Source organism: Azotosporobacter soli (genome assembly GCF_030542965.1).
GTDB classification, from domain to species: Bacteria; Bacillota; Negativicutes; order SG130; family SG130; genus Azotosporobacter; species Azotosporobacter soli.
Genome location: NZ_JAUAOA010000003.1, coordinates 179859 through 202035, shown reverse-complemented (window position 1 = coordinate 202035; position 22177 = coordinate 179859). Strand labels below are relative to the sequence as shown.

General features: G+C 53.6%; 16 protein-coding genes. 14 read left to right on the top strand and 2 right to left on the bottom strand.

What is annotated here, in order from left to right; translation table 11 throughout:
- The first annotated feature begins 34 nt into the window (after positions 1–34).
- The 5 genes from QTL79_RS04810 (at position 35) to QTL79_RS04790 (ending at position 8064) form a co-directional block, all read left to right on the top strand.
- Positions 35–2896 carry an FAD-binding and (Fe-S)-binding domain-containing protein gene (locus QTL79_RS04810; RefSeq protein ID WP_346353814.1) on the top strand — a complete coding sequence of 954 codons (2862 nt, stop codon included), beginning with the start codon at positions 35–37 and terminating at the stop codon, positions 2894–2896.
- Positions 2897–3080: 184 nt separating this feature from the next.
- The gene (gene yedE, locus QTL79_RS04805) at positions 3081–4292 is read left to right on the top strand and encodes a selenium metabolism membrane protein YedE/FdhT (RefSeq protein WP_346353813.1); all 1212 of its coding nucleotides are present in this window, start codon (positions 3081–3083) and stop codon (positions 4290–4292) included.
- A 53-nt stretch (positions 4293–4345) separates the two neighbouring features.
- Positions 4346–4525: a sulfurtransferase TusA family protein gene (locus QTL79_RS04800; protein WP_346353812.1), complete on the top strand. Its 180-nt coding sequence runs from the start codon at positions 4346–4348 to the stop codon at positions 4523–4525.
- Positions 4526–4681: 156 nt separating this feature from the next.
- Positions 4682–7249, top strand: a complete 2568-nt coding sequence (locus QTL79_RS04795) for a RyR domain-containing protein (RefSeq protein ID WP_346353811.1) — start codon at positions 4682–4684, stop codon at positions 7247–7249.
- Between the two features lie 14 nt (positions 7250–7263).
- On the top strand, positions 7264–8064 hold the full coding sequence (locus QTL79_RS04790; RefSeq protein ID WP_346353810.1) for a PhzF family phenazine biosynthesis protein: 801 nt from the start codon (positions 7264–7266) through the stop codon (positions 8062–8064).
- Between the two features lie 63 nt (positions 8065–8127).
- Here the strand turns inward: QTL79_RS04790 and QTL79_RS04785 are convergent, their stop codons facing one another.
- Positions 8128–8625 carry a cysteine hydrolase family protein gene (locus tag QTL79_RS04785; protein WP_346353809.1) on the bottom strand — a complete coding sequence of 166 codons (498 nt, stop codon included), beginning with the start codon at positions 8623–8625 and terminating at the stop codon, positions 8128–8130.
- Between the two features lie 261 nt (positions 8626–8886).
- Here QTL79_RS04785 and QTL79_RS04780 point away from each other — a divergent pair, with 261 nt between their 5' ends.
- Positions 8887–9054, top strand: coding sequence for a hypothetical protein (locus QTL79_RS04780; protein WP_346353808.1), 168 nt, complete (start codon positions 8887–8889; stop codon positions 9052–9054).
- Between the two features lie 219 nt (positions 9055–9273).
- On the opposite strand, the gene QTL79_RS04775 is transcribed toward QTL79_RS04780, so the two are convergent.
- Positions 9274–10026 carry a hypothetical protein gene (locus tag QTL79_RS04775; protein ID WP_346353807.1) on the bottom strand — a complete coding sequence of 251 codons (753 nt, stop codon included), beginning with the start codon at positions 10024–10026 and terminating at the stop codon, positions 9274–9276.
- Positions 10027–10252: 226 nt separating this feature from the next.
- Between QTL79_RS04775 and QTL79_RS04770 the strand changes: the two genes are divergently transcribed.
- The 8 genes from QTL79_RS04770 (at position 10253) to QTL79_RS04735 (ending at position 21711) form a co-directional block, all read left to right on the top strand.
- The gene (locus QTL79_RS04770) at positions 10253–11353 is read left to right on the top strand and encodes a hypothetical protein (protein ID WP_346353806.1); all 1101 of its coding nucleotides are present in this window, start codon (positions 10253–10255) and stop codon (positions 11351–11353) included.
- A gap of 81 nt (positions 11354–11434) precedes the next feature.
- Positions 11435–12625, top strand: a complete 1191-nt coding sequence (locus QTL79_RS04765; RefSeq protein WP_346353805.1) for an HD domain-containing protein — start codon at positions 11435–11437, stop codon at positions 12623–12625.
- 28 nt (positions 12626–12653) lie between these two features.
- A complete protein-coding gene (locus tag QTL79_RS04760; RefSeq protein WP_346353804.1) occupies positions 12654–13526 on the top strand; it encodes a GNAT family N-acetyltransferase in 873 nt (290 codons plus the stop codon).
- Positions 13527–13680: 154 nt separating this feature from the next.
- Positions 13681–15348 carry a sensor domain-containing diguanylate cyclase gene (locus QTL79_RS04755; protein WP_346353803.1) on the top strand — a complete coding sequence of 556 codons (1668 nt, stop codon included), beginning with the start codon at positions 13681–13683 and terminating at the stop codon, positions 15346–15348.
- Between the two features lie 158 nt (positions 15349–15506).
- Positions 15507–16781, top strand: a complete 1275-nt coding sequence (locus tag QTL79_RS04750) for an efflux RND transporter periplasmic adaptor subunit (RefSeq protein ID WP_346353802.1) — start codon at positions 15507–15509, stop codon at positions 16779–16781.
- Positions 16778–19933, top strand: a complete 3156-nt coding sequence (locus QTL79_RS04745; protein WP_346353801.1) for an efflux RND transporter permease subunit — start codon at positions 16778–16780, stop codon at positions 19931–19933. Before QTL79_RS04750 ends, QTL79_RS04745 begins: the two co-directional genes overlap by 4 nt.
- Positions 19934–19957: 24 nt before the next feature.
- The gene (locus QTL79_RS04740) at positions 19958–20797 is read left to right on the top strand and encodes a C45 family autoproteolytic acyltransferase/hydrolase (RefSeq protein WP_346353800.1); all 840 of its coding nucleotides are present in this window, start codon (positions 19958–19960) and stop codon (positions 20795–20797) included.
- A gap of 467 nt (positions 20798–21264) precedes the next feature.
- Positions 21265–21711 (top strand): hypothetical protein, encoded by a 447-nt coding sequence (locus tag QTL79_RS04735; protein WP_346353799.1) that lies wholly within the window; start codon positions 21265–21267, stop codon positions 21709–21711.
- Positions 21712–22177 lie beyond the last annotated feature (466 nt).

The following is a 22177-nucleotide window of genomic DNA, read 5'->3' as shown; positions in this document are numbered from 1 at the left end:
CAGCCACGCAGAATGAGAGTAGGAGGCGTGTCGAATGGGATTACAATGGAATGCCAGAGATGTTGCGCGTTTACCGGAAGCGTATCGCAGATTTTACAGTGCGATCCAGCCGCTTGTCGGCAGAGGGAGAATCTTTGCCGATCCGATCCGAACCTTGGCGTACGGCGTAGATGCCAGTCTGTATCGCATCAATCCGAAACTGGTGGTGCAGGTGCGCAACGTAAGTGAAGTGGTTGAAGTTCTGAAGCAGGCGCATGCCTGCGCCGTACCGGTCACGTTTCGCGGTTCGGGAACCAGTTTGTCGGGACAGGCGCTTAGCAATTCCGTACTGGTGGTGGCTGCGGCAGGTTGGGACGGATACAGCATTGCGCCCGGCGGGGAAAGCATTACGCTGGCGCCGGGAATTTTAGGCGTCGAGGCGAATCAATATCTGAAAGACTATGGCCGTAAAATCGGACCGGACCCGGCTTCGATCAACCATGCGGTCATCGGCGGCATTGCCGCCAATAACGCCAGCGGCATGTGCTGCGGCACGGCGGATAACAGTTACAAGACAATAGAATCGCTGCAGGTGGTCTTTGCCGACGGGACCTTTCTCGATACCGGCGATCCTGCGTCGCGCGAAGCGTTTTGCAAGGCGAAGCCGGAACTGTTGGCAGGATTGAGCGCCTTGCGCGATGAAATCGAAAGAGAAGAGGAACTGCGCGAATTCATCAGCCGGAAATTTAAAATCAAGAATACGACCGGTTACGGCTTGAATTCTTTTGTCGATTATCAGGATCCGTTCGATATCATCAACCATATCCTGATCGGTTCGGAAGGCACTTTAGGGTTCATTGCCCGTATCACGTATCGTACCGTGGTCGACCATGCGCACAAGGCTTCGGCGCTGATGCTGTTTCCTGATATTGGCAGCGCCTGCCAAGCGGTGATGCAGCTTTCGCGTCCGCTCGTTGCCGCTGCCGAATTGATCGACCGCGTATCCTTGCGTTCGGTCGAAGACCGTCCGGGCATGCCGGAACATCTGAAGACCTTGCCTGAAGAAGCGGCCGCACTGTTGGTGGAAATTCGAGCGGAAGAGCGCGAGCAGCTGCAGAGCCGGATCGGCGAGGTGGAAACGGTGCTGGCCGATATCCCTAAATTGATGCCAATTTCCTTTACCGATAAAAAGGCGGAATATGAAATGCTCTGGAAGATTCGCTCCGGCATCTTCCCGGCGGTCGGCGGCATGCGTAAGCCGGGAACCACGGTGATCATCGAGGATGTGGCTTTTCCCAAAGCCGGACTCGGCGATGCGGTTCTCGCGCTACGCCGCCTGATGAACGAGCACGGCTATCAGGACGGCATCATTTATGGTCATGCGCTGGATGGGAACGTCCATTTCGTCTTCAGCCAGGATTTCAGCACGCAGGAAGAATTGAAACGCTACGAGGAATTCATGGCGGCGATCTGCCGGATGGTGGTGGAAGATCATCAGGGGTCGCTGAAGGCGGAGCATGGAACCGGACGCAATGTCGCGCCGTTCGTGGAACTAGAGTGGGGGCCTAGGGCGTATGCGCTGATGAAACGGATCAAGGACCTTTTCGATCCGCAGCGTCTTTTGAATCCGGATGTCATCCTGACAGACAATCCGCTGCTGCATTTGGCCGATATCAAAGCGGCGCCGCGCACGCACGAAATCGTCGACAAGTGCATCGAATGCGGTTATTGTGAAGTGAACTGCCCTTCGAAGAATCTGACCAGTACGCCGCGGCAGCGCATCGCGATTCAAAGGGAAATCGTCAGTCTGCAGCAAAGCGGTGCGGATGAAGCGAGGCGTCGTCGCCTGGAAAGTGATTATGAGTATTTTGGCGAGATTACCTGCGCGGCGGATGGACTCTGTGAGACGACTTGTCCGGTCGGCATCAACACCGGCAGCTTCACCAAACAGTTGCGCGCCGATCAGACAACGGTGCGAGGGCGCAAGATCGCCAAATTTATCGCCGGCAATTTTTCCCGCGTCAGCAGTATGGCGAAGCTGGGGTTGGGCGGCGCGAATCTGGCGCATAGCCTGCTCGGCGGCGTGATGCTGGGCGGTTTGGCTGGCGGCATGCGCAATCTGAGCGGCGGTCACCTGCCGAAATGGACGCCCTGGATGCCTAAGGCAGGCTCGAGCCCTGCGCCGCGCCAAGAAGTCGCAAACGAGCGGGAACGCGTCATTTATTTTCCCAGTTGCGTGACGCGTATGATGGGGCCGGCGAAAGAGGATCTGGATCAGCGCCAGCTGCATGAGGTGATGCTGTCGCTCTTTGCGAAGGCCGACTATCAGGTTTTGCTGCCGAAAGAGCTTGAAGACCTGTGTTGCGGCATGCCGTTCGAGAGCAAAGGATATTTTGAAGCGGCGAACCAGCTGAGCGATCGCTTGGAAACGGTGCTGCTCGCGTTGAGCGAAGACGGGAAAATTCCGGTCGTCTGCGATACCAGTCCCTGCGTCTACCGGATGAAGCGGGTGATGGACAAACGCTTAAAGATTCTCGATACGGTGGAAGCGCTGCATGACTTGCTTCTGCCGCGTCTCGCCGTGACGCCGCTTGACAAGACGGTTGCGCTGCATGTGACATGTAGCGCGACGAAGCTTGGTTTGACGGACAAGTTCAAGGCGGTCGCCAATGCCTGCGCAACTAAGGTCATCGTGCCGCCGAAGGTTCGCTGTTGCGGTTTTGCCGGCGATAAGGGCTTCGAGGTGCCGGAATTGAACGAATCGGCGCTCGAGCATCTGGCGGAGGCTTTACCGCCCGATTGCGCGAGCGGCTATTCGAACAGCCGGACTTGCGAAATAGGTCTGGCGGAGCGAAGCGGCTTCAGCTATCAATCAATCGCCTATTTGGCGGATCGCTGCAGCAAAGCGAAGCGATAAGAGAAGAGAAAAAGAAACCGTGGCTAAGGCCCGGTTTTTTTTTGCGTAGAAAAGCCGACAAAAATGGAAGCTGTTGAAATGGCGGCGAAGTAATTATTTTGTTGGAAAGTTTTTTCTCGGCGTACTATAATAGAAAAGCTTATTGGCATGAAAAGAATAAATCGATAATGGATGAGGTGACAGGATGAACTTATTGGCAAAGCGATATTATACGCAAATCATCACTGGTTTTTGGAGCCAGCGTTTTGCGATATTGGCGCTCGGCGTGCTCAGTGCGCTCTATTTCGGCACACTCGGCGTGGCCTGGGCTGTGACGGGCGAATTTACTCGCTGGGGCGGACATTTTCTGCAGGCGATCGGCGTAAATGTCGAACAATTGGGCTATTTGAAACTTATCAAATTTGCCGGAAGTCCCCTGACGCGTCCTGACGGCGTGATGGTGATCGCGATGTTCGGCGGCGCGTTCAGCAGTGCGCTCTTAGGGCAGCATTTTAAACTGAGGGTACCGACAATGAGGCGGGCCGTGCAGGCGTTGGTCGGCGGCGTGATCGCGGGCTTCGGTACGCGGATGGCGATGGGCTGCAACTTGGCGGCGCTGTTTACGGGAATTCCGCAATTTTCCGTCCATGCCTGGATGTTCACGCTTGGGACGATCGGCGGAACGTATTTGGGTTTGAAGATCAGCATGCAGCCATGGGTAAAAGGTAAGCCGAAACTGTCGAACGTATCGCAGATCGGCGATCGTGCCAAGTCGGAATATTATCGCTGGCAGCCTTATTTTGGCATGCTGGGAATCGGACTGTTTGCGTATTACATGCTGCAGCATATGGGCGGCAGCTATCCGGTCAATCTGTCGTTGGCCACGCTGTTCGGCTTTGCTTTCGGCTTTTTGATCCAAAAAGGCCAGGTCTGCTTTACCTCCGCGTTCCGTGATCTCTGGCTGCTTGGACGGCCGAATGTTGCTAAGGCTTTGGTCTTGGGGATCGCGGTGCAGACACTGATCACGGCTGTCTTTCTCAGCAAGGGGATGGCGCCGAATGTCATTTGGTGGGCCGGACCTAACGCCCTATTGGGCGGCGTCATGTTCGGCGTCGGCATCGTCATTGCCGGCGGCTGCGAAACCGGTTGGATGTACCGTTCCGTAGAGGGACAACTGCAATTTTGGATCGTCGGCCTTGGCAATGTCATCGGGGCGACGCTGCTCACGCTGGCGTGGGATCCGATCGTATATCCGAGCCTGGTCGAGCCGTTTTCGCGCATCGACATGGTGAAACAATGGGGCATGCCGCTTGCGCTGGGCATCACCGCACTGCTCCTTGCGGCGCTATATGTCTGGGCGGATTGGCGTCAGAGCACAAAAGAAAAGCAATTTAGCCGTCGGGAGGGCTGTGCGTGAACGATAAGAAGTTTTTTTTAGATTTACGGGGCGAGGCCTGACCGTACCCGGTCGTGTTTTCGTTGGAAACACTGCAGGGGCTGCCTAAAGGAGCGGTGCTGGAAATCCTGGCGGACTGTCCGCAAAGTTTCGGCACGGTGCCGGAGGAAGTGGTCAGAGCCGGCTATGAAATGGTGGAAGCGCCGGAAAAAATCGGTCCGACACTGCGCTTTCTTGTTCGGGTGCCGGAATAATAGAATAGAACTGTCTCAAACAGAAGCGAAATCGGCCTGTTTGAGGCAGTTTTTTTGCGCCTGCGGATAAACTTAACACAATTCGACTGGATTGCTTTTCTTGCGCATGATATCATGTGAGAAAGGTTTACAGGCGATGGAAGAGGGAGTGGTGGCATGGTAAGCAATGCATTCAAAATTGTCGTGTCCGGCGACATTTGCATCAATTCTTTATATTGGCGGACGAATGAACGAAACAGCAAGGGCTTGAACTGGCAGGCCCATGTCAATATACACAGCGTATTTCTGCCCGGCGAAGCGCTGCTGCTCGCGCGTTTGGTCGCGGCGGCGACAAACGGCAAAGTGATCGGGCCGCAGGAACCGGAATTGGATGCGGCGTCGGCCAAAGAATTTCTTCAGGCGGTCGGCGAGATCGAACGTTTTTCGAACGCAGCCGGACAGGAAAAGCGCGGCCAGACATACCGGCTCAAGCAGTTGCTCGGCTTTGCCGGACCGGCAAATGGCGCGATCAAGCTGCTGCCGATTTTAAACGATACCGCTGATGCCGATATGGTGATCATCGACGATGAGAATAACGGCTTCAACGCGAAGGAAGAGTTCTGGCCGCTGGCGATAAAGACGACGGACAGGGAGCCGCTCATCCTGTACAAGATGAGCAATCCGAACAATGCCAACGCCTTATGGAGAAGGATCGAAGGCAAGCATATCAACAATACGATCGTGATCATCAACAGCGAGGATTTGCGTTCGAAGGGCGTGAATATCAGCAAGGGTTTGTCCTGGGAACGTACGGCGCAGGATTTTGTCTGGCAGATCAACAACAGCCCCAATCTTACTTTTTTGGCGAATTGCCGCCATTTGATCGTCCTGTTCGGCATGGAAGGTGCGATTTACTATAAGAATGAAGCCGGCAGCGTGGAATCGCACCTTTACTTTCTGCCCTACGAGTTTGAGGGCGGCTCTTTTGCCGATGACCAGGGCATGATGTCGGGGTATACGTCCTGCTTTGTGGCCGGGATTGCCCGCTGCATCACGGCGGGGTCGAACGTGGAGGAACTTTCCCTTTCGATCGGCGAAGGCATCCGTGAAGGCATCGTTGCGGCGCAAAAATATTTCGTGGCAGGGTTTGGCGACGGGATGGAACCGGCGTCATTTCCTAAGAGTGAAATCTTTAGCGAGGCGGCTGACGATTTCATCTGCAAGGAGCATGTACAGGACGTCGCGATCCGGCAAGCGGACAACACGGATCATTACTGGTATATCTTGAAAGAAAAGAGTTCGACCAATCTGGCGGAAATCGCCTACAATATCGTCAAGAAAGGCGTGCAGCAGTCGCTGCGCTATATTCCGATTGCGCAGTTCGGCAAATTGCAGACGGTCGACCGGACCGAAATCGAAAGCTATCGGAGCATTAAAAATTTGCTGTGCGAATACATTTCCACCGCCAATACGACGCGGCCGCTCTCAATTGCGGTCTTCGGCACGCCGGGGTCGGGAAAATCCTTCGGTGTGACGCAGGTCGCCGGCAGCATTGCGCCGATGCTGATCGAACGCTTGAATTTTAATCTGTCGCAGTTTCGCAGTCCGCTCGAACTGATCAATGCGTTTCACAAGGTGCGCGATCTTTCGCTAGAGGGAAAAATCCCGCTGGTCTTCTTTGATGAGTTTGATTCCGCATTCGAAGGAACGCTCGGCTGGCTGAAATATTTTCTAGCGCCGATGCAAGATGGCGTATTTCGCGAAGGCGATTCGCTGCATTCGATCGGCAAGGCTATCTTTGTCTTTGCCGGCGGAACCAGTAATACGATCAAGAATTTTTGCGGCGAGGAAATCAGCGAAGCGGAAGAAAAGAAGAGTTTTGCCGCTGAGTTCAAAAGCGCCAAGGGGCCGGATTTTCTCAGTCGTCTGCGCGGTTACGTCAATATCCTCGGACCGAACCAGACCGAGCCGCGCTATGACCAGCTGTTCATCATCCGCCGCGCGATGCTGCTGCGTTCTCTGCTTGAGAAAAAAGTACCGCATCTGATCTTCAACGGTGAGGCGCAGATCGACACCGGCGTCCTGCGTGCGCTGCTCAAGATTCCGCGTTACAAGCATGAATCGCGGTCGATGGAAGCGATTCTCGATATGAGCCTCTTAGTGGGTGCGAAGAAATGGGAACAATCGTTCCTGCCTTCGAAAGAACAGTTGAAGCTTCATGTCGATGAAGAGGCGTTCTTGCGCCATCTGATGCATGACACGTTCTACAGTGAGAAAATAGAGAGCCTCTCGATGGCGATCCATGAACTGTATCGCAGCCTGAACGAACGCAATCCTTACGTTTCAAGCGCGCTGACCAAAGTGTGGGATGAACTGGATGAAGAACCGAAGCTGTTCGCGCGCGAGCAGGCCAAACATATTCCCGACGCGCTATTGCGCATTAATTATGATGTCGTCTCGGTGAAAGAGAAGCCGCCTGCCATCGAGTTCACCGAAAGCGAGATGGATATTCTCGCCGCGTATGAACACTCTTACTGGCTGCGCTATAAGAAGGCCAACGGTTGGAAAAAGGGAGAGGCGATGGATTGGGAGAAGAAGACCGATCCCGACCTGGTCCGCTGGGAGAGCCTGTCACCGGACAAGAAATATAATGTTTATAAGATGGTGAAAAGCTGGCCGGAAATGCTGGCCAACGCCAATTTCAAAATCGAGTATCTGAAGTTTTCCGGCGAAGGCGAGGAGTAAAGGGAGCGAGAAGAATGGAAGTGGAGATCTTTCAGGTGGATGCCTTTGCCAGCCGCCTCTTTCAGGGGAATCCGGCGGCGATATGTCTGTTGGAAGAAGCATTGCCGGAGCGAATCATGCAGAAAATCGCAAGCGAAAACAATCTGGCCGAAACTGCGTTTGTGCTAACGGAGCGAGACGGTTACCGCCTGCGCTGGTTCACGCCGGAAGAGGAAATCGACCTATGCGGCCATGCGACGCTGGCAGCTGCCCATGTCCTGTTTCGCCACAAAAAGGTGCAGGAAACGACGCTTCGTTTCAAGACGTTAAGCGGCGTGCTGAGCGTGACAAGATCCGGCGAGCGATTGCGCATGCTTCTTCCTTTGCGCGAGCCGGACGTATGCGCGCTGCCGGCGGGGCTCGCGGAGGCGCTGGGTATTGCGCTGCCGTTTGCGGTGTATAAGGCGAAAGAATACCTCTTGGTTTTGGAAAACGAAGCGGCCGTGCGCGCTCTGCAGCCCGACTTTCAGCGCCTCAACCGGATTGATGCGCCGGGCATCATCGTGACCGCAGCGGGAGAGGGAAACGACGTGGATTTCGTGTCGCGTTACTTCGCGACGAATTGTAGCGTGCCGGAAGATCCGGTGACCGGCTCTGCGCATTGCAGCCTGGCACCGTACTGGGCGAAGCGATTGGGGTTGAGGAAACTGCGTGCCCGCCAGCTCTCCGAACGGGGCGGCGAGCTATCTTGCGAAATGCTAAACGGACAAGTGGCGCTTGAGGGCGAAGCTGTGACGTATTTGCACGGAAAACTTTATCTGGCCTTAGATCAATAAAAAAGCTGTCTCAAGCAGGCGATTAAAACGCCGTTATTGAGACAGCTCTTCATTTTATTCCGTTTAGCGCAGCAGGTGCTTCAATGCGCCGAGCGAAATGATGTCGTTGACGTTTTCCACGAACGGAATGTTTTGCGGTGCACGGCTGGCGATCGCGCCGCGCAGTAAGATCGGCGCCAAGTCCAGATCAAGCGCGCCGCGGTACGTCGAAAGGACGCAATATTCCGCGCAGTAGCCGGTCAGGATCAGGGTGTCGATATTTTGCCGGCGCAGTTCTTCAAGCAGCGTAGTCTTATTGAAGGCGTTGCCGTAGGTTTTGTGGATGTGAAGATCTTCGGGCTGCACATTTAAATGTTCCGGCAAAGCGAAGCCTTCGCTGTCCGGCGTCACGCCGCTGGCCGGATTGATATGCTGAATGCAGATGACAGGGAGATTCTTTTGCCGGAACAACTCAATTGCGGCATTGGTCACCACGATCGCCTGATTCAAGGAGTGCGCGGTTTCGGGACTGTGCAGGAAAAAAGCTTTTTGCAGATCGATAACCAACAAGGCTGCTTTCATGGTATCACCTCTTAGTTGTAATGTCCTTCGCCATTCACTTACGGCAGAAGGGGTTATTTTTACTATATCATATCCGAAGGCGACTGTCTTGAAGGAAAGAGAGCCAGAGGCGACAAGGCCACGACGCCCCAAAAGGTTTTCAAACTTTTTCTTTGTAAGAAATAGGACTGGCGGACTAGAGCAACAGGACTTAGGGCAATTGAATGCGCCGCTAAAATATGGGAAAATGACAATACATTCTTTATAACAGGGGGCGAGACGATGAACAATATAGAGACGATGATGGCAGGACGCCCCATGATTTGGGATACGGCCACAAATCGCATTCATTTTGACATTAAACCGGAAACGATCGCCAAAGACCAACGCTTGGTCATCTGCCGCAATTTACGCGGCGAAATCGAAATGAAACTGGAAGAGTGCAATTAAAAATAAGCGACGTTTGCAAAATATGCAAACGTCTTTTTTTTCAGCGTGCTGACAATTGAAAAAACAGCATACGATAACAGGAGTGAATAGAAGGATTAAAGGAAACGATAACACGAAGAAGCGAAGCGGGCCGATACTATCGGCCCGCTTCGCTTCTTCAACTCTTCGTGTAAAAAACATCCCACTTGATTTCGTTTTGTCGACAGTATGAAAGGTGCGTCATAAATCGAACTCCTGAATGATTTCTTTTTGATCCTGGCGGATGCGATGCTTGTCCGGCAAAGGAAGTTTCTCGTTGAGCAGGACTTGTTCGTATAATTTTTTGGCGAGTGCCGGTCCGGCGGTGATGTAGTCGAAGGCTTCCAGCAAATCGTCGAGCGCGGTCGGGTCGATGGCGGGAGCCTGACTGGCCAAAGCGATGGTCTTTTCTGCACAGGAAAGAATGACCTGCGCGGCACGCTCATTGTCTTCGACCAATACGTAGAGAGCATGCGTCTTAGCTGCCCAGTCGTTGAAGTCGAGCGGTTCGGCCGTCGCGGCCCGGTTGACCCAAAGGAGCGCTTTGGCCTGTTCGCGCCGGTTGGAGGAATAGTCGAAGTACATATCGGCAACGCGCAGACAAAGGTGCGGCGTTAAAGGGCCGGCCAAGACGTGTTCGATGGCCAGCTCCTCGAGCTCTGGGTCGGGCAGGAACAAAGCGCAGCAAAAAATATCCTGGACATAAACGGCGGGCAGGGGTTGGTCTTGCGTCAGAAGCAGGCGCGCTATTTTACGGGCCAAATCGGGCCGGTACTCGGTGGCTACAACGAGAAAATCGGCCAAATCCTGCAATGTGGCATCGGGCCGACGGTGCAGGTCTGCTTCCGTATACCAATGGCAGGCGGTTTCGCGCTGATGCAGACGAAAGGCCTGTCTTGCTTTGTTCAGGCAGGTTGAAGCGTGCGATTCGGAAATTTCAAGAGAATGTACCATAGTGCTGACCTCCGCTGTCAGACTCGGACTGCAGGTGCGCCTGAGCCGGTCCGTATATTTCCCGGGCAATACCGGGTGACGTATCTATCTATACTCTATCATCGAATGGCAATCCGGGCAATCCGTAAGCTTGACTCGGGCAGGAAGAGCGCCTAAAATGACGAATCTAAACTAAACAACGAAGCGGAGCAGTTTTGCATGCCCGGAGAAAGGAAAGAGCAGAAGAATGAAACTACTCTATTATATATCGCCATTTGGCTTTGGTCACCTGACCCGTTCGCTCGCCGTATTGGAAGCGATGCTGAAAGAGGATCAGACGCTGCAGGTCGTGCTGAAGGGGCAGGCGCAGCATCAGCGTTTTGCTGAGAGCTATCTGCAGGCTTATGCTTCACGCATCGAGTGGCGCTTATTCACTTCGAGTTTTTCCATCGTCTTTGATCAGGCAGCCTGGGCGGTGAACATAGAGGCGACGCGCCGGGAAACGTTGAACTGGGTCGCCGCTCTGACGGATTCGGCGGCAAGAGAAATCGCAGACGTCGATCAGAAGTATGATCTGGTTGTTTCCGACATCGTCCCTGAAGCGTTCAGCGTAGCTGCGAAAATCGGCAGAGCAGGAATTGCGCTTTCAAATTTCACCTGGTATGAGATATGTCGCGGCTTTTGTTCGGAGAAAGAGTTGCTGCCGCTGCGCGAGCAATATGAGAAGGCCACGCTGCAACTTGAATATGCGCTTTCTACCGGCGCAGCCAGTCCGATTGGAGTAAGGCGCGAAGTTGGTTTGATCTGCCGACCGCTGTGTGAAGAACGGATTCGAGAATTGCGTAAAAAATATAAACGGCCAGGTCGTCCTTTGCTTTTCCTGAGCATTGGCGGTGCGCTCGAACTCGAAGGTATGCCGCTTCCGGCTGACGTCGATTTTTTGTATACGCGCGGCATCCGTGTGCCGGATCTGGCGAATGTATTTCCCGTGCCGCAAGAAGCGCTCGATACGCAACATTATCTGGCTGCCTGCGACGCTGTCGTGACAAAATGCGGCTGGTCGACGGTCAGCGAGGCGCTGATCGCCGGTAAACCGCTCCTGGTATTAAGGTCGAGTAATGGCTGGGTCGAGGAAGAAGCGATCTGGCGCAGCATCTGCCAGGAGACCAAGGTCAGGCAATTTGTCGCCGATCCGCAGTGCGGTCTGCCGCAAACGTGGCTGGAGCCGCTTCTTGCGCTGCTCGACGAAGGCGCGCAGCGCGTACGCAGCAACGAAGTGCGCATGGTCGCGCTGCGCTTATTGGCTTACGCTAAGGCGAAAAGAAAAGGATTGGAGATAGTTTTGTAAAATATGGCAGGGATAGACGGGAGAACAGCGAACAAGAAAGATAAGAAGAACTGCGATGCGATAGAGGGGAGAACAGGCGGCATGCTGAGAAAACCATTACTAGAGCTGATCTATGAAAGCGCGCATATGCAGCGCTGGAACGATCATATTCGGCCCAAAGGCTTTACCGAAATGGACAAACAGGGACACAAGATGATCATTGCCTATATGCTGGCCAAGTTCGAAGAAGAGGAACGGCAAATGCCGGTCGATTGGCGCGGCTTGATCGAAGGCGGCATCTTCGAGTTTTTTCATCGCATCGTCCTGACCGACATCAAACCGTCGGTGGCGCACGAACTGATGGCAAGGCACGGCGCGCGTTTGAACGAATGGATCATGGAACAACTGCAGCCGCAGCTCGAATGCCTGGGTGAAGAATTCAGCAGTAAATTCAAAACGTATTTTGATGATCCGCAGTATTGCCGCCAGGAAAAGAAACTATTGAAGGCGGCGCACTATTTGGCGACCGATTGGGAATTTCAGATCATCCATAATTTGAACGCGAACATCTTCGGCCTGGAAGAAACGAAGGCGCGCATTGAAAATGAGATTGAAGAATATTATGACTTGCTCGGCGTACGCAAAGCAGGTCTGGGGAAAAAAACAAACCATTTCATCAACTTGGTCGGACAACTTCGTTTTCAGCAGCGCTGGGCGCAATCGCCGCGCGTGCCGGAAACTTCGGTGATGGGGCATATGCTGGTTGTTGCGATGCTTGCCTATCTGCTGTCGGTGGAAATCGGCGCCTGCGATCAACGGCTGTGCAACAACTTCTTTGCGGGACTGTTTCATGACTTGCCGGAAGTGCTGACGCGCGACATCGTATCGCCGGTCAAGCGTTCGGTTGCCGGGTTGGAAGAATTGATCAAGGAGATAGAAAACCGGCAAATTCAGGAAAAGGTGCTGCCGCTCCTGCCGGTCGCATGGCATGCGCAGCTGCTTTACTTCATCGAAGACGAATTCGCCAACAAGATTCAGCGCGACGGCGTTGTCGAAAAGGTAAAAGGGGAAGAGGTGGATCAGCTCTATAATCGCGATGAATTTTCGCCGATCGACGGCCAACTATTGAAAGGCTGCGACCATCTCGCCGCCTATATTGAGGCGCGACTTTCGATGGCGCATGGCATTACCTCGCGCCATTTGCGCGACGGCTCGGAAAAACTGTACCGGCTCTATCAGAATCGCAGCATTGCCGGAATTGATTTCGGTCAGATGTTCGATTACTTCCAGTAAAGAAGCAGAGAGAAGGAGGCTGGAAACAATGTTGAAGTTACAGCGGTTAAGCGACTGCAGCCTGCAGGTGGCGGTACAAGCGTGGAACCATGGTTTTCAGGATTATTTCGTGCCGATTCGACTCAGTACGGCAGCTTTTGTCGACCGCTTATCGGGAGAGCATTTATCGCCGGATCATTCTCTGGTCGCGCTCAGCAAGAACGAAGGAGCCGGCTTGCTGCTCAATGGAATTGAGGAAATCGCAGGTTGCAAGACCGCTTGGAATGGCGGTACTGCGGTTCTGCCTTCCTGGCGCAGTCAGGGCGTGGGGCGCAAACTGCTTTTGGAAGCGCTGCAGATTTATGAAGACGAAGGCGTGGCCCGCGCTACGCTGGAAGTGATTCAGGAAAATGAACGGGCGTTCAAATTATACCAGGCTGTCGGTTATGAACGGCGGGCGGAGCTGATCTGCTGGGAGCGCAAGACGCCTTGGCAAAGCGATGCACAGGCGTTGCCGAGCGGCATCACGTTGCGGCGCGGATCGCCGCGCGATTTGGCGATTCTCTCCTGGTACGACGAAGAACTTCCCTGGCAGAGCCATTGGTCGCATATCAAGGACGCAGAAATCTGGTTGGCGGAAGAAGACGGACAATTGGTCGGCTACGCGTTGTATCGGCGACAATGGGACAGGCAAGGTTGTTTGCAGGCCTTGAATGTATACCAGTGTCAGGCGTTGCCGGGGCATGACCGGAAAACGCAAATCTTGCGTAGTCTGCTGCTGCGTACATTGGCTGACGGCGCGGGAGCGCCGCGCTTATTGGCGCTGAATTTTTCCGGCGGCGAACGCACCAGCATGGGGAAACTGTTGACGGAGAACGGCTTTAACGTCTACGTCCGCCAATGGTGGATGGTGAAAGAATAGCAAATGCGCGCCAAGAGGCTGTTGCAAAGTGGATGGATAAATTCCACTTTTGCGGCAGCCTCTTTCTTTAGCTTTTAAAAGTTAAATAAGATTGACGAACGTGGCCTGGATGTGTAAGTTTGTAGAGTGATAAGTGCGAAACGGGGGTGGATGAGTGAAAAAAGGTGCAAGGCATGCAGTGAACGGCTTGCTGTTCTTTTGTCTGCTGCTTGCAGCTGTATCCGCTCAGGCGGCCGGAAGTTGGCAGATCCATTCGGGCGACTTGTGGAAAAACGAGCGCGGCGAATGGCAGACGGATACGGTTTGGCAAAACTATGACATCAAAACGCCAATACGCATCGAAAGCGAATATTATTGGCTGAAGATACCGATTCCGCAGTTGGGCGAGGCTGAATATGACCTCTTCTTTAGTACGCGGGATCATGAAGTGGAAGCGTATCTGGGAGGCAAGGAGATTTATCGTTACGGCAATCTCTTGCCGAAGAGCGATTTGCTCGGCTCTACCTGGCACATGATCGACTTGCCGCGATCGGCCGGAGGACGTGAAGTGCTGTTACGGGTCTATAATAATTTTCCGCGCAACCGATTGATCCTGTCGGATCTTCAGGTTGCACCGGAGCGCGAACTTTATGCGCGCTTGATCCGCAATCATATCGACTATCTGTTATCGGCCGGTATCGGCGTGATCATGATGCTGATGATGCTGACCTCTTGGCTGTTGGTCAGAGAATCAATCTATCTGCGCACGGCGCTGTTTTTTTCGTTGCTTGGATTGTGGGCGGTTGGTGAAAGTCCGTTCAGCGTCTTTCTCTGGAATGATCCGCCGCTTTGGATGTATCTGATCCTCGCATGCACGTATGCGATGCCGATTGTTTTCGGTTCGATGATGCAGGACTATGTCGAGCCAAGCTGCCGTTATTGGATTAAGTTTTGTCGTTTGCTGCTGGCGCTCTATGCACTCGCGGTAGCGGTCGGCGAATGTTTCCAGCCGGGAATGCTGCGCGATGCGCTTGATTATTACCTGCTTTTGACGCTGGCTGGGATCGTGTTTTGGATGACCAGCCTGGTGTTGGCGATGCGGCAGGGCAATAACGAAGCGCACTGGCTGTTGCGCGGCCTGATGATATTGCCGATTCTCGTTGCCTATGATATGGCGGGCCTGCAGTGGCATTTGGTGCCGTGGCACCATCACACCACTCATTTGGGCGGCATTAGCCTCGCCTTCGTCTTGATGGCGATGTTCAGCCGACGGATTGCAGAACGGCAAAAATTGCAGGAAGTGAACCGGAAGCTGGTGGAACGCGTCAAAGTTGTGACAAGGCTGGCGGTGACCGATCCGTTGACCGGGCTTTACAACCGATCTAAGTTCAATCAGGCGATGGAACAGGTCTGCCAAAGTGAAGGCGAGGAAACGTCGCTGATCTTTTTGGACGTAGACTATTTTAAACGCATCAACGATTCGTTCGGCCATGACGTAGGCGATCGGGTCTTGATCGCCTTGTCGGAAGTGATGCTTGGAATCGTCGGCAGTAGAGGAATCGTGGCGCGCCTGGGCGGCGAGGAATTCGCGGTGCTCTGCAAAGGACTGAACCTGGCCGGCGCGATCGAACTTGCCGAGCAACTACGCATCGCCACGGTAAGGCGCTTTGCGGCGGAAGTGTCTCCGGTCACTTGCAGTTTCGGCGTCAGTCGCTGGCAAGGCGGCGATACGCCGGAACGGTTCGCCAAACGCGCCGACGAAGCGCTCTATGCGGCAAAAGAAGGCGGGCGGAACCGGGTCTGCGCAGAGAATGTGATCACTTTAAGAGAAAAATTAGGCTAAAAAATGGACTGCCGGGCAAAAGAGCCCGGCCAGTCCATTTTTAACATTCAATCTGAATGAAATGACAATCATATCTTAACCGAATCTGGATATTTTTTTGTTATTCTATAGACATAATATAAGAGTGCTGTACGTAGCTGAAAGAGGAGTGCTGGCAAATGAAAGCGAAATTATTACATCTTTTGCAAAATAAGAAGCGGCTCAAGCTGACGGCGATCTGCGCCGTTGTCGTACTGCTGTGCGGCGGTTTGACGATCGCGCAGCGCATTCAGTCGGCGGCCAAACCGCAGCAGAACGGAAAACAGCAGACGACGGTAGACGTAATGGCGGTCGGCCACACGAATTTACTCAAACGCATTTCCCTGACCGGCCAAACGGTGCCGGAAGCGCAGATCGACATTGCCGCGAAATACCAGGGCAAGGTCGTTTCGGTTCAGGCGTTGCTTGGACAACGGGTGGAAGCCGGACAAGTTTTGATTATTCAAGATACCGGCGATGCGGAGATCGCAATCCAGCAGAATCAGGCGGCGTATCAGCAGGCAAGCTCCGATGCGCTCACGACGCAGGCGACGTTCTATGCTAATCTTGATCGCGCGAAAGCGGACTATCTGCGTGCCGTGGCGGGCTATGAACGCTACAAGACGCTGTACGAAGTCGGCGCGGTATCGCGCGAACAACTGGACACGAATCAGCAACAGGTAGCCGACGCGAAAGGCGTCATGGATGCGCTGGCCAATCAGATCAACGGCGGCGTAGCGGCCAGCATACAATCCTCGCAGGCGGCAGCGGTAAAAGCGCAGCGTACGGTTAGTGCGGTGGAAAAACAGCGCGACGATCTGATTCTGCGTGCGCCGCGCAGCGGCATGATCGGTTACCGTCAAGTGGAAGTCGGAAATCTGGTGCAGGCGGGGCAAAAGTTATTAAGTATTGTTGATAACAGCAATATTTATGTCGATTGTCAGGTATCGGAACAGGACTTGGCGGCGATCACGGTCGGCATGCCGGTCGAAGTGCAGCTGGAATCGCTGGGCAAACGTTTGCCGGGAAAAGTCATCTATATCAGCCCGGCCAGCGATGCGACCAGCATGGCATTCAGCCTGCGCATCGCGCTAACCCAGCCGGATCCGGCGGTAAAAAGCGGCATGTTTGCCCGCACGGTCATTAACGCACTGCTGCGCGAAAATGTTGTCGTCGTACCGAAAGATGCGGTACTCGATAAAAACGGCAAATCGTATGTCTTTGTTTTGGGCGAAGAAAATAAAGTGGAACAGCGCGTTGTCGAAGTCGGCGCACGCGGCGACCAAAACGTCGAGATCATCAATGGTCTGGTAGACGGAGAACAAGTCGCGGTCAACAATCTGGCGCGTCTGCGGCCGGGCATGGTCATCGTGCCAAACAGCGTGACGCTCGAAAGCCGGGGTGACGGGCAGTGAACATTACCCGTTTCTCGATCCAAAAACCAATCGGCATTTCGATGATCGTAATGCTCTTTGTCGTGCTCGGCCTGTTCAGTTTTTACCGCATCGGCGTCGAACTGCTGCCGGCGATCAACGTGCCGTATGTGACGGTATCGGTCAATTATCCCGGCGCAGGTACCGAGGAGATTGAACAGACGGTCATCAAGCCGCTAGAGAACTCCTTGTCCTCCCTTTCCAATCTTAAGCACATGACGGCGATCGCGCGGCCGGAAAAAGCACAAATCACACTGGAATTTGAATTCTGGGCGAACGTCGATACGTCGGCCATCAATGCGACGCAGTACGTCAATTCGGCGCTCAATCGGCTGCCGACCGGCATTCAACAACCGGTCGTAATGAAACGCGACGTTAACGCCGCGCCGATCATGGAAATATCGGTGATTGCCGACAAACCGCTTTCCGAAGTCTACAGCGTCGCCAATGACGTGTTCGTCGAACGACTGCAGCGCGCAGGCGGCGTGTCGGACGTCGCTATGTACGGCGGGCGTGATAAGGAAGTGGCGGTGGAGATTGAAAAGGACCGGCTGTCTTTTTTCAATATCGCGCTTAATCAGGTTGCCAGCCGTATTCAACAGGAAAATATCTTAACGCCTGCCGGATCGGTCTTTAATGACCGCAGCGAAACCAATGTCCGTTTGATGGCGCAGTACAAATCGCCCGAAGAATTGGCTACGATTCACGTCACGAATAGCAAAGGCGTCAATATCCCTTTGACGAGCCTGGCGACGATCAAGGAACAGGATGCGCGCGTCAGTCGCTATGCCCGCACCAATGGTCAGGACGTCATATCACTGACGGTTTATAAGAACAGTGACGCCAATCTGGTCGACACCGCGAAAGAAACGAAGGCGCAGCTGAAAAGCCTCGCAGAAGAATATCCCGACTATAAATTTGTCGTGGTAACGGACGCCTCGCAGTTCGTCGAGAACTCATTGCACAATACGCTGGAAGCCTTGATCGAAGGCTTGATCACGACCAGTCTGGTGCTGTACCTGTTCTTGCGCGGCTGGCGCTCAACCGTGGCGGTGCTGGTCGCGATTCCGACCTCGCTGATTTCGACTTTCTTCGTGATGTACATCGCCGGTTTTACGTTCAATATGATGTCCTTGATGGGCATGGCGCTCTGCATCGGGATTTTAGTCGACGATTCGATCGTGGTACTCGAGAATATCCACCGTCATTTGGCGATGGGTAAAGATTCCGCACGGGCCGCGGAAGACGGGCGAAATGAAATCGGCATGGCCGCAATCGCAATCACGCTCTGCGACGTCGTCGTATTTATGCCGATCGCGTTCATGACCGGGATGACCGGACAGTATTTCCGTCAGTTTGGCCTGACGATCGTTTTCGCAACGCTTTGTTCGCTGGCGATCTCCTTCACGCTCACGCCGATGCTGGCGTCGCGTCTTTTCAAGAACGGGTTGCAGGAACCTACCGGCAAGGTCTGGGACTTCATGGCCCATATGGAAGAGTCGGCGATCCGTAAGTATGAAAGTCTTTTGAAATGGAGTCTGCAGCACAGTAAAAAAGTGGTTGCCGCAGTGCTGGTGATCTTCGTTGCCTCGGTAGCTCTGATTCCAACCGGGATCATCGGTGCGGAATACATGCCGAAGAGCGACGAAGGCAGTTTCCGGATCAATCTTCAATTCCCGGTCGGGCAGAACATCGATCAGACTAATCTGGCCGTTGCCGAAGTGGAACAATATCTGACGACGATTCCGGAAGTGACGAATTATCTGTCAAGCGTCGGTTCTCCGGCAGGCAATTATGGCGGCGTTAGCGTCCAATTGCTTGACCGCAAGGAGCGCAGCCGCAGCATCTGGGAAATCACAGATCAGGTGCGGCAATATCTGAAAGCTAACCAGAGCAAGGCGATTGCGCAGGTCAGCGAGTCGCAGTCGTCGATTGCCGGCGTCTCTGGCGGAGGTGGCGGTAGCGGCGGCGGGCCGAATACCGCTCCGGTGCAGATCGAAATTCGCGGCAACAATCTCGATAATATCGTCAAGGCATCCTACCGGATGCAGGAGCTGCTCGGCAAAATGAAAGGCGTCAAAGATATCCGCAGTTCCTACAGCGAAGGTTCGCCGGAACTTCGCATCAGCGTCGACCGGGAACGGATGCGCTTTTTCAACACGACAGTCAACGACGTCAACAGCGTCTTCAGCGGTGCGATATCGGGCATACAGGCCGGCTATCTGACGCAGGACCCGAACAATGACAACCAGGACACGAAAATTTACGTGCGCTTGAAAGGCAGCGATGGCTTCAAGGCTTCTGATATTCAATCGATTCCGGTGCAATCGAGCAAAGGCTTGGTACGCCTCAATGACGTTGCCAAAGTCGAAGACGGCGTAGGGCCGGTTTTGCTGCGGCGCGTCGATAAGCAGGAATCGATCAACCTGGCGGCCAATATCACCGACCGGCCGCTGCAGGAAGTGCTGGCGGAAATCAGCAGCACGATCAAGCCGGAAGATTTGGGGCCGGGCGTAAGCTATCGCTTCACCGGACAAGCGGACAACATGAAGAACACCTTTGGCGAAATGGCGCAGGCGCTCGGCTTGTCGCTGATCCTGGTCTACATGCTTCTGGCGATCCTGTACGAATCGATCTCGACGCCGGTCATCCGGATGTTTTCGCTGCCGCTCGGCTTGATCGGTTCGTTGCTCTTCCTGGCGATCACGCGCAATACGATCAACTTGTACTCGTTGATCGGCGTGCTGGTCATGGACGGTCTGGTCGCGAAAAACGGCACGCTGCTGCTCGACTATACGCTGACGCTGATGCAGGAAGGCAAGACGGCCGGCGAAGCGATCATCGAGGCGGGCAAGACAAGGCTGAAACCGATTTTCATGACGACGCTGACGATGGTTGTCGGCATGCTGCCGACTGCGCTTGCGATGACCTCCGGTTCGGAAACGCGCGTCAGTATGGCATGGGTTTTGATCGGCGGTTTGCTCTCGTCAACGTTCTTTACCTTGATCGTGATTCCGATTATCTTCTTGCATTTTGAAAAGCATCCGGTTAGCGGTTGGCTGAAAAGTCTTCTTCATTTTGCCGCAGGCTGGAAGGGGAAAATAAGCGCCGCAGCGAAAAATGAAAGCAAGTGAATTGGAAAGCAAGGAGGCTGCCGTGTGCGAAAACAAATCGTACTGCTATTGACCGGTCTTTGCCTCAGCCTTGCGCCGACTGCGCAGGCCTGTACGCTCTGGTCGGCGGCCGGCAGCAGCGCGGCGGGCGGCGGCACGCTGCTCGTTAAGAACCGCGACTGGCTGCCGAACCATCGGCAGGAAGTCAAGCTGGTGCGGCCGAAAGGCGGCCACGCTTATTGGGGCCTGTTCGCGGTAGGCGGCAACGAACCGGGGCTTAAAGCCGGTCTTAACGATCAGGGCTTGAGCATCGTCACGGCGACGGCAAGCGTCGTCACGCGCGAAACGAGGCAGCAGGAACCGCATACGCCGGGGCTGACCAGCCGCTTGCTGCGCGAATGCTCCAGCGTTGCTGAAGTCTTGCAGCATGAAGAATGGCTGCGCGGCGTCGAATACCTCTTGCTGGCCGACCGGCAGGAAACGGCGGTGATCGAACTGGCGCCCGGCGGGCGCTATGCGGTACAGCGGGCAAGAAACGGCGTGCTGACACATACCAACCACTATCTGGACGAATCGTTTTTGGAACTGAACCAGCAAATCGGCGAAAGCAGCCGGACGCGCTATGAGCGGATCGGACAGTTGCTTGCAGAAAACAGGACGCCATATCAAGTAAGCGATTTTCTGCGCATCAGTCGCGATCAAAACGCCGGTCCTGACAACAGTCTGCTGCGCAGCGGCAGCACGCTGAAAAAAGCCCGCACGATGGCGATCTGGGCCGTGCGCATTCCGCCGCAGGGCACGCCGGATTTGGTCGTGACGCTGTTCAATCCGGGCGAGGAAGAAACGACGCTGCGCCTGTCAGGCGCGGAACTGTTCGGAAACTGAAAGAGGAAAGAAAGTGGGCCTGGCTTTTGAAGCGAGGCTCACTTTCTTTTCGCAGCAGAGCGCAAAGACAAATTGTCTGCCCATCGTAGGATGAGGCAGTTTTTTATTTTTCCCGTAAAAAAAGAGGGAAAACGTTTTCTTACTTAAAAAAACTAGGCAAGTCAAAACAGTTATGGTAAGTTAATATTTGGAAAAGGATAGCTCGGGTAGCGAAACGACGGTGCGAGATGAAAAAATATTATTTATAATGATGGGAGATATGAAAAACAGCCAGCGTGTGCAATATGGACATATAGGACGAACGAGACTTATGCAGTATTTGAAAAGCGAAGTGTGAAGCAGGCGCAAGCGCAAGGCTTGATATTTTATAAAATGAAGAGTATCGCTGCGAAAAGTAATAAGTTGATTTTTAACAGTATGCAAGACCTCAAGAATTTTCAGCGAGAGGCATGAGAAAGGAAGGAACCATGAAGCTGTTGAAAAACTGGATATTGCTGACGGCAATCGGCTTTTTGCTGGCGGCGGTGTTGCCGAATGGCGGTCAATTCGAACCGAAAGAGTACCAAAGACAATCGAACGCGAAAAGCGTAATTATAAAGGAAATGAGACCTTTTGATAAGATACCGACTTTTTTTAAGATGAATGAAATAGAATGGAACTATAAGTACGTTGAAAAACCGGCTTATGTGGAAAACATTTATTCGACCAATGCGGACAGTAAAGAAATCTTTGCAGAATTTTCGCGGCTCGCAACAAACAACGGCTGGACGCGCATAGGGGGGGAGCGGCAAACCGGTAAAGAAAAAATGATATTTAGTAAGAAGGTTCTGGAGGGAAAAGGGGACTGTGAGCTCTTGGTCGTCTATGATACGGAAGCGGCGCAAGTCAGTTATCGCATTACCTGGCAACCGTAGAGGTTGTTATGAAGTTGACAGGAGCTTCTCTTGAAAACAGACAGTAGGATTGTTTCAATAAAAACAGGGTATAGTCGGCGAATAGCTTGAAAATGAAGAGTATCGCTGCGAAAAGTAATAAGTCGATTTTAACGCTGGCGCAAGCCTGATTCCAAGAACTCTTATCGAAGCAGGTGAATAAAGTGGATGAACAAAAACAACTTGCCGCAAACTATACGCAAGAAAATTCAAAAGTGATCGTTAGGGAAATATGTTCATACGCATTGTCTATAATCGTATGGGGGCCGATGCTTTATGTCGTGACACTGCAATGGGATTGGATTAAACTGATCCTGACGGCGGCGTGGATATTCATCCCGCTGATCGGGCTGCTCTTTTATTATTGTCAGCGCGAGCGATATTGCCGTTATCATGAATTATACTGTGGCGTTGCGGACTTGTTCTTGGGCGGGGGGGGCCTATCTCG

Excerpts from the sequence above, each read along its gene's own strand:
- QTL79_RS04810 (WP_346353814.1), top strand. The coding sequence starts at position 35 with ATGGGATTACAATGGAATGCCAGAGATGTTGCGCGTTTACCGGAAGCG.
- yedE (WP_346353813.1), top strand. The coding sequence starts at position 3,081 with ATGAACTTATTGGCAAAGCGATATTATACGCAAATCATCACTGGTTTT.
- QTL79_RS04795 (WP_346353811.1), top strand. The coding sequence starts at position 4,682 with ATGGTAAGCAATGCATTCAAAATTGTCGTGTCCGGCGACATTTGCATC.
- QTL79_RS04790 (WP_346353810.1), top strand. The coding sequence starts at position 7,264 with ATGGAAGTGGAGATCTTTCAGGTGGATGCCTTTGCCAGCCGCCTCTTT.
- QTL79_RS04785 (WP_346353809.1), bottom strand. The coding sequence starts at position 8,625 with ATGAAAGCAGCCTTGTTGGTTATCGATCTGCAAAAAGCTTTTTTCCTG.
- QTL79_RS04780 (WP_346353808.1), top strand. The coding sequence starts at position 8,887 with ATGAACAATATAGAGACGATGATGGCAGGACGCCCCATGATTTGGGAT.
- QTL79_RS04775 (WP_346353807.1), bottom strand. The coding sequence starts at position 10,026 with ATGGTACATTCTCTTGAAATTTCCGAATCGCACGCTTCAACCTGCCTG.
- QTL79_RS04770 (WP_346353806.1), top strand. The coding sequence starts at position 10,253 with ATGAAACTACTCTATTATATATCGCCATTTGGCTTTGGTCACCTGACC.
- QTL79_RS04765 (WP_346353805.1), top strand. The coding sequence starts at position 11,435 with ATGCTGAGAAAACCATTACTAGAGCTGATCTATGAAAGCGCGCATATG.
- QTL79_RS04760 (WP_346353804.1), top strand. The coding sequence starts at position 12,654 with ATGTTGAAGTTACAGCGGTTAAGCGACTGCAGCCTGCAGGTGGCGGTA.
- QTL79_RS04750 (WP_346353802.1), top strand. The coding sequence starts at position 15,507 with ATGAAAGCGAAATTATTACATCTTTTGCAAAATAAGAAGCGGCTCAAG.
- QTL79_RS04735 (WP_346353799.1), top strand. The coding sequence starts at position 21,265 with ATGAAGCTGTTGAAAAACTGGATATTGCTGACGGCAATCGGCTTTTTG.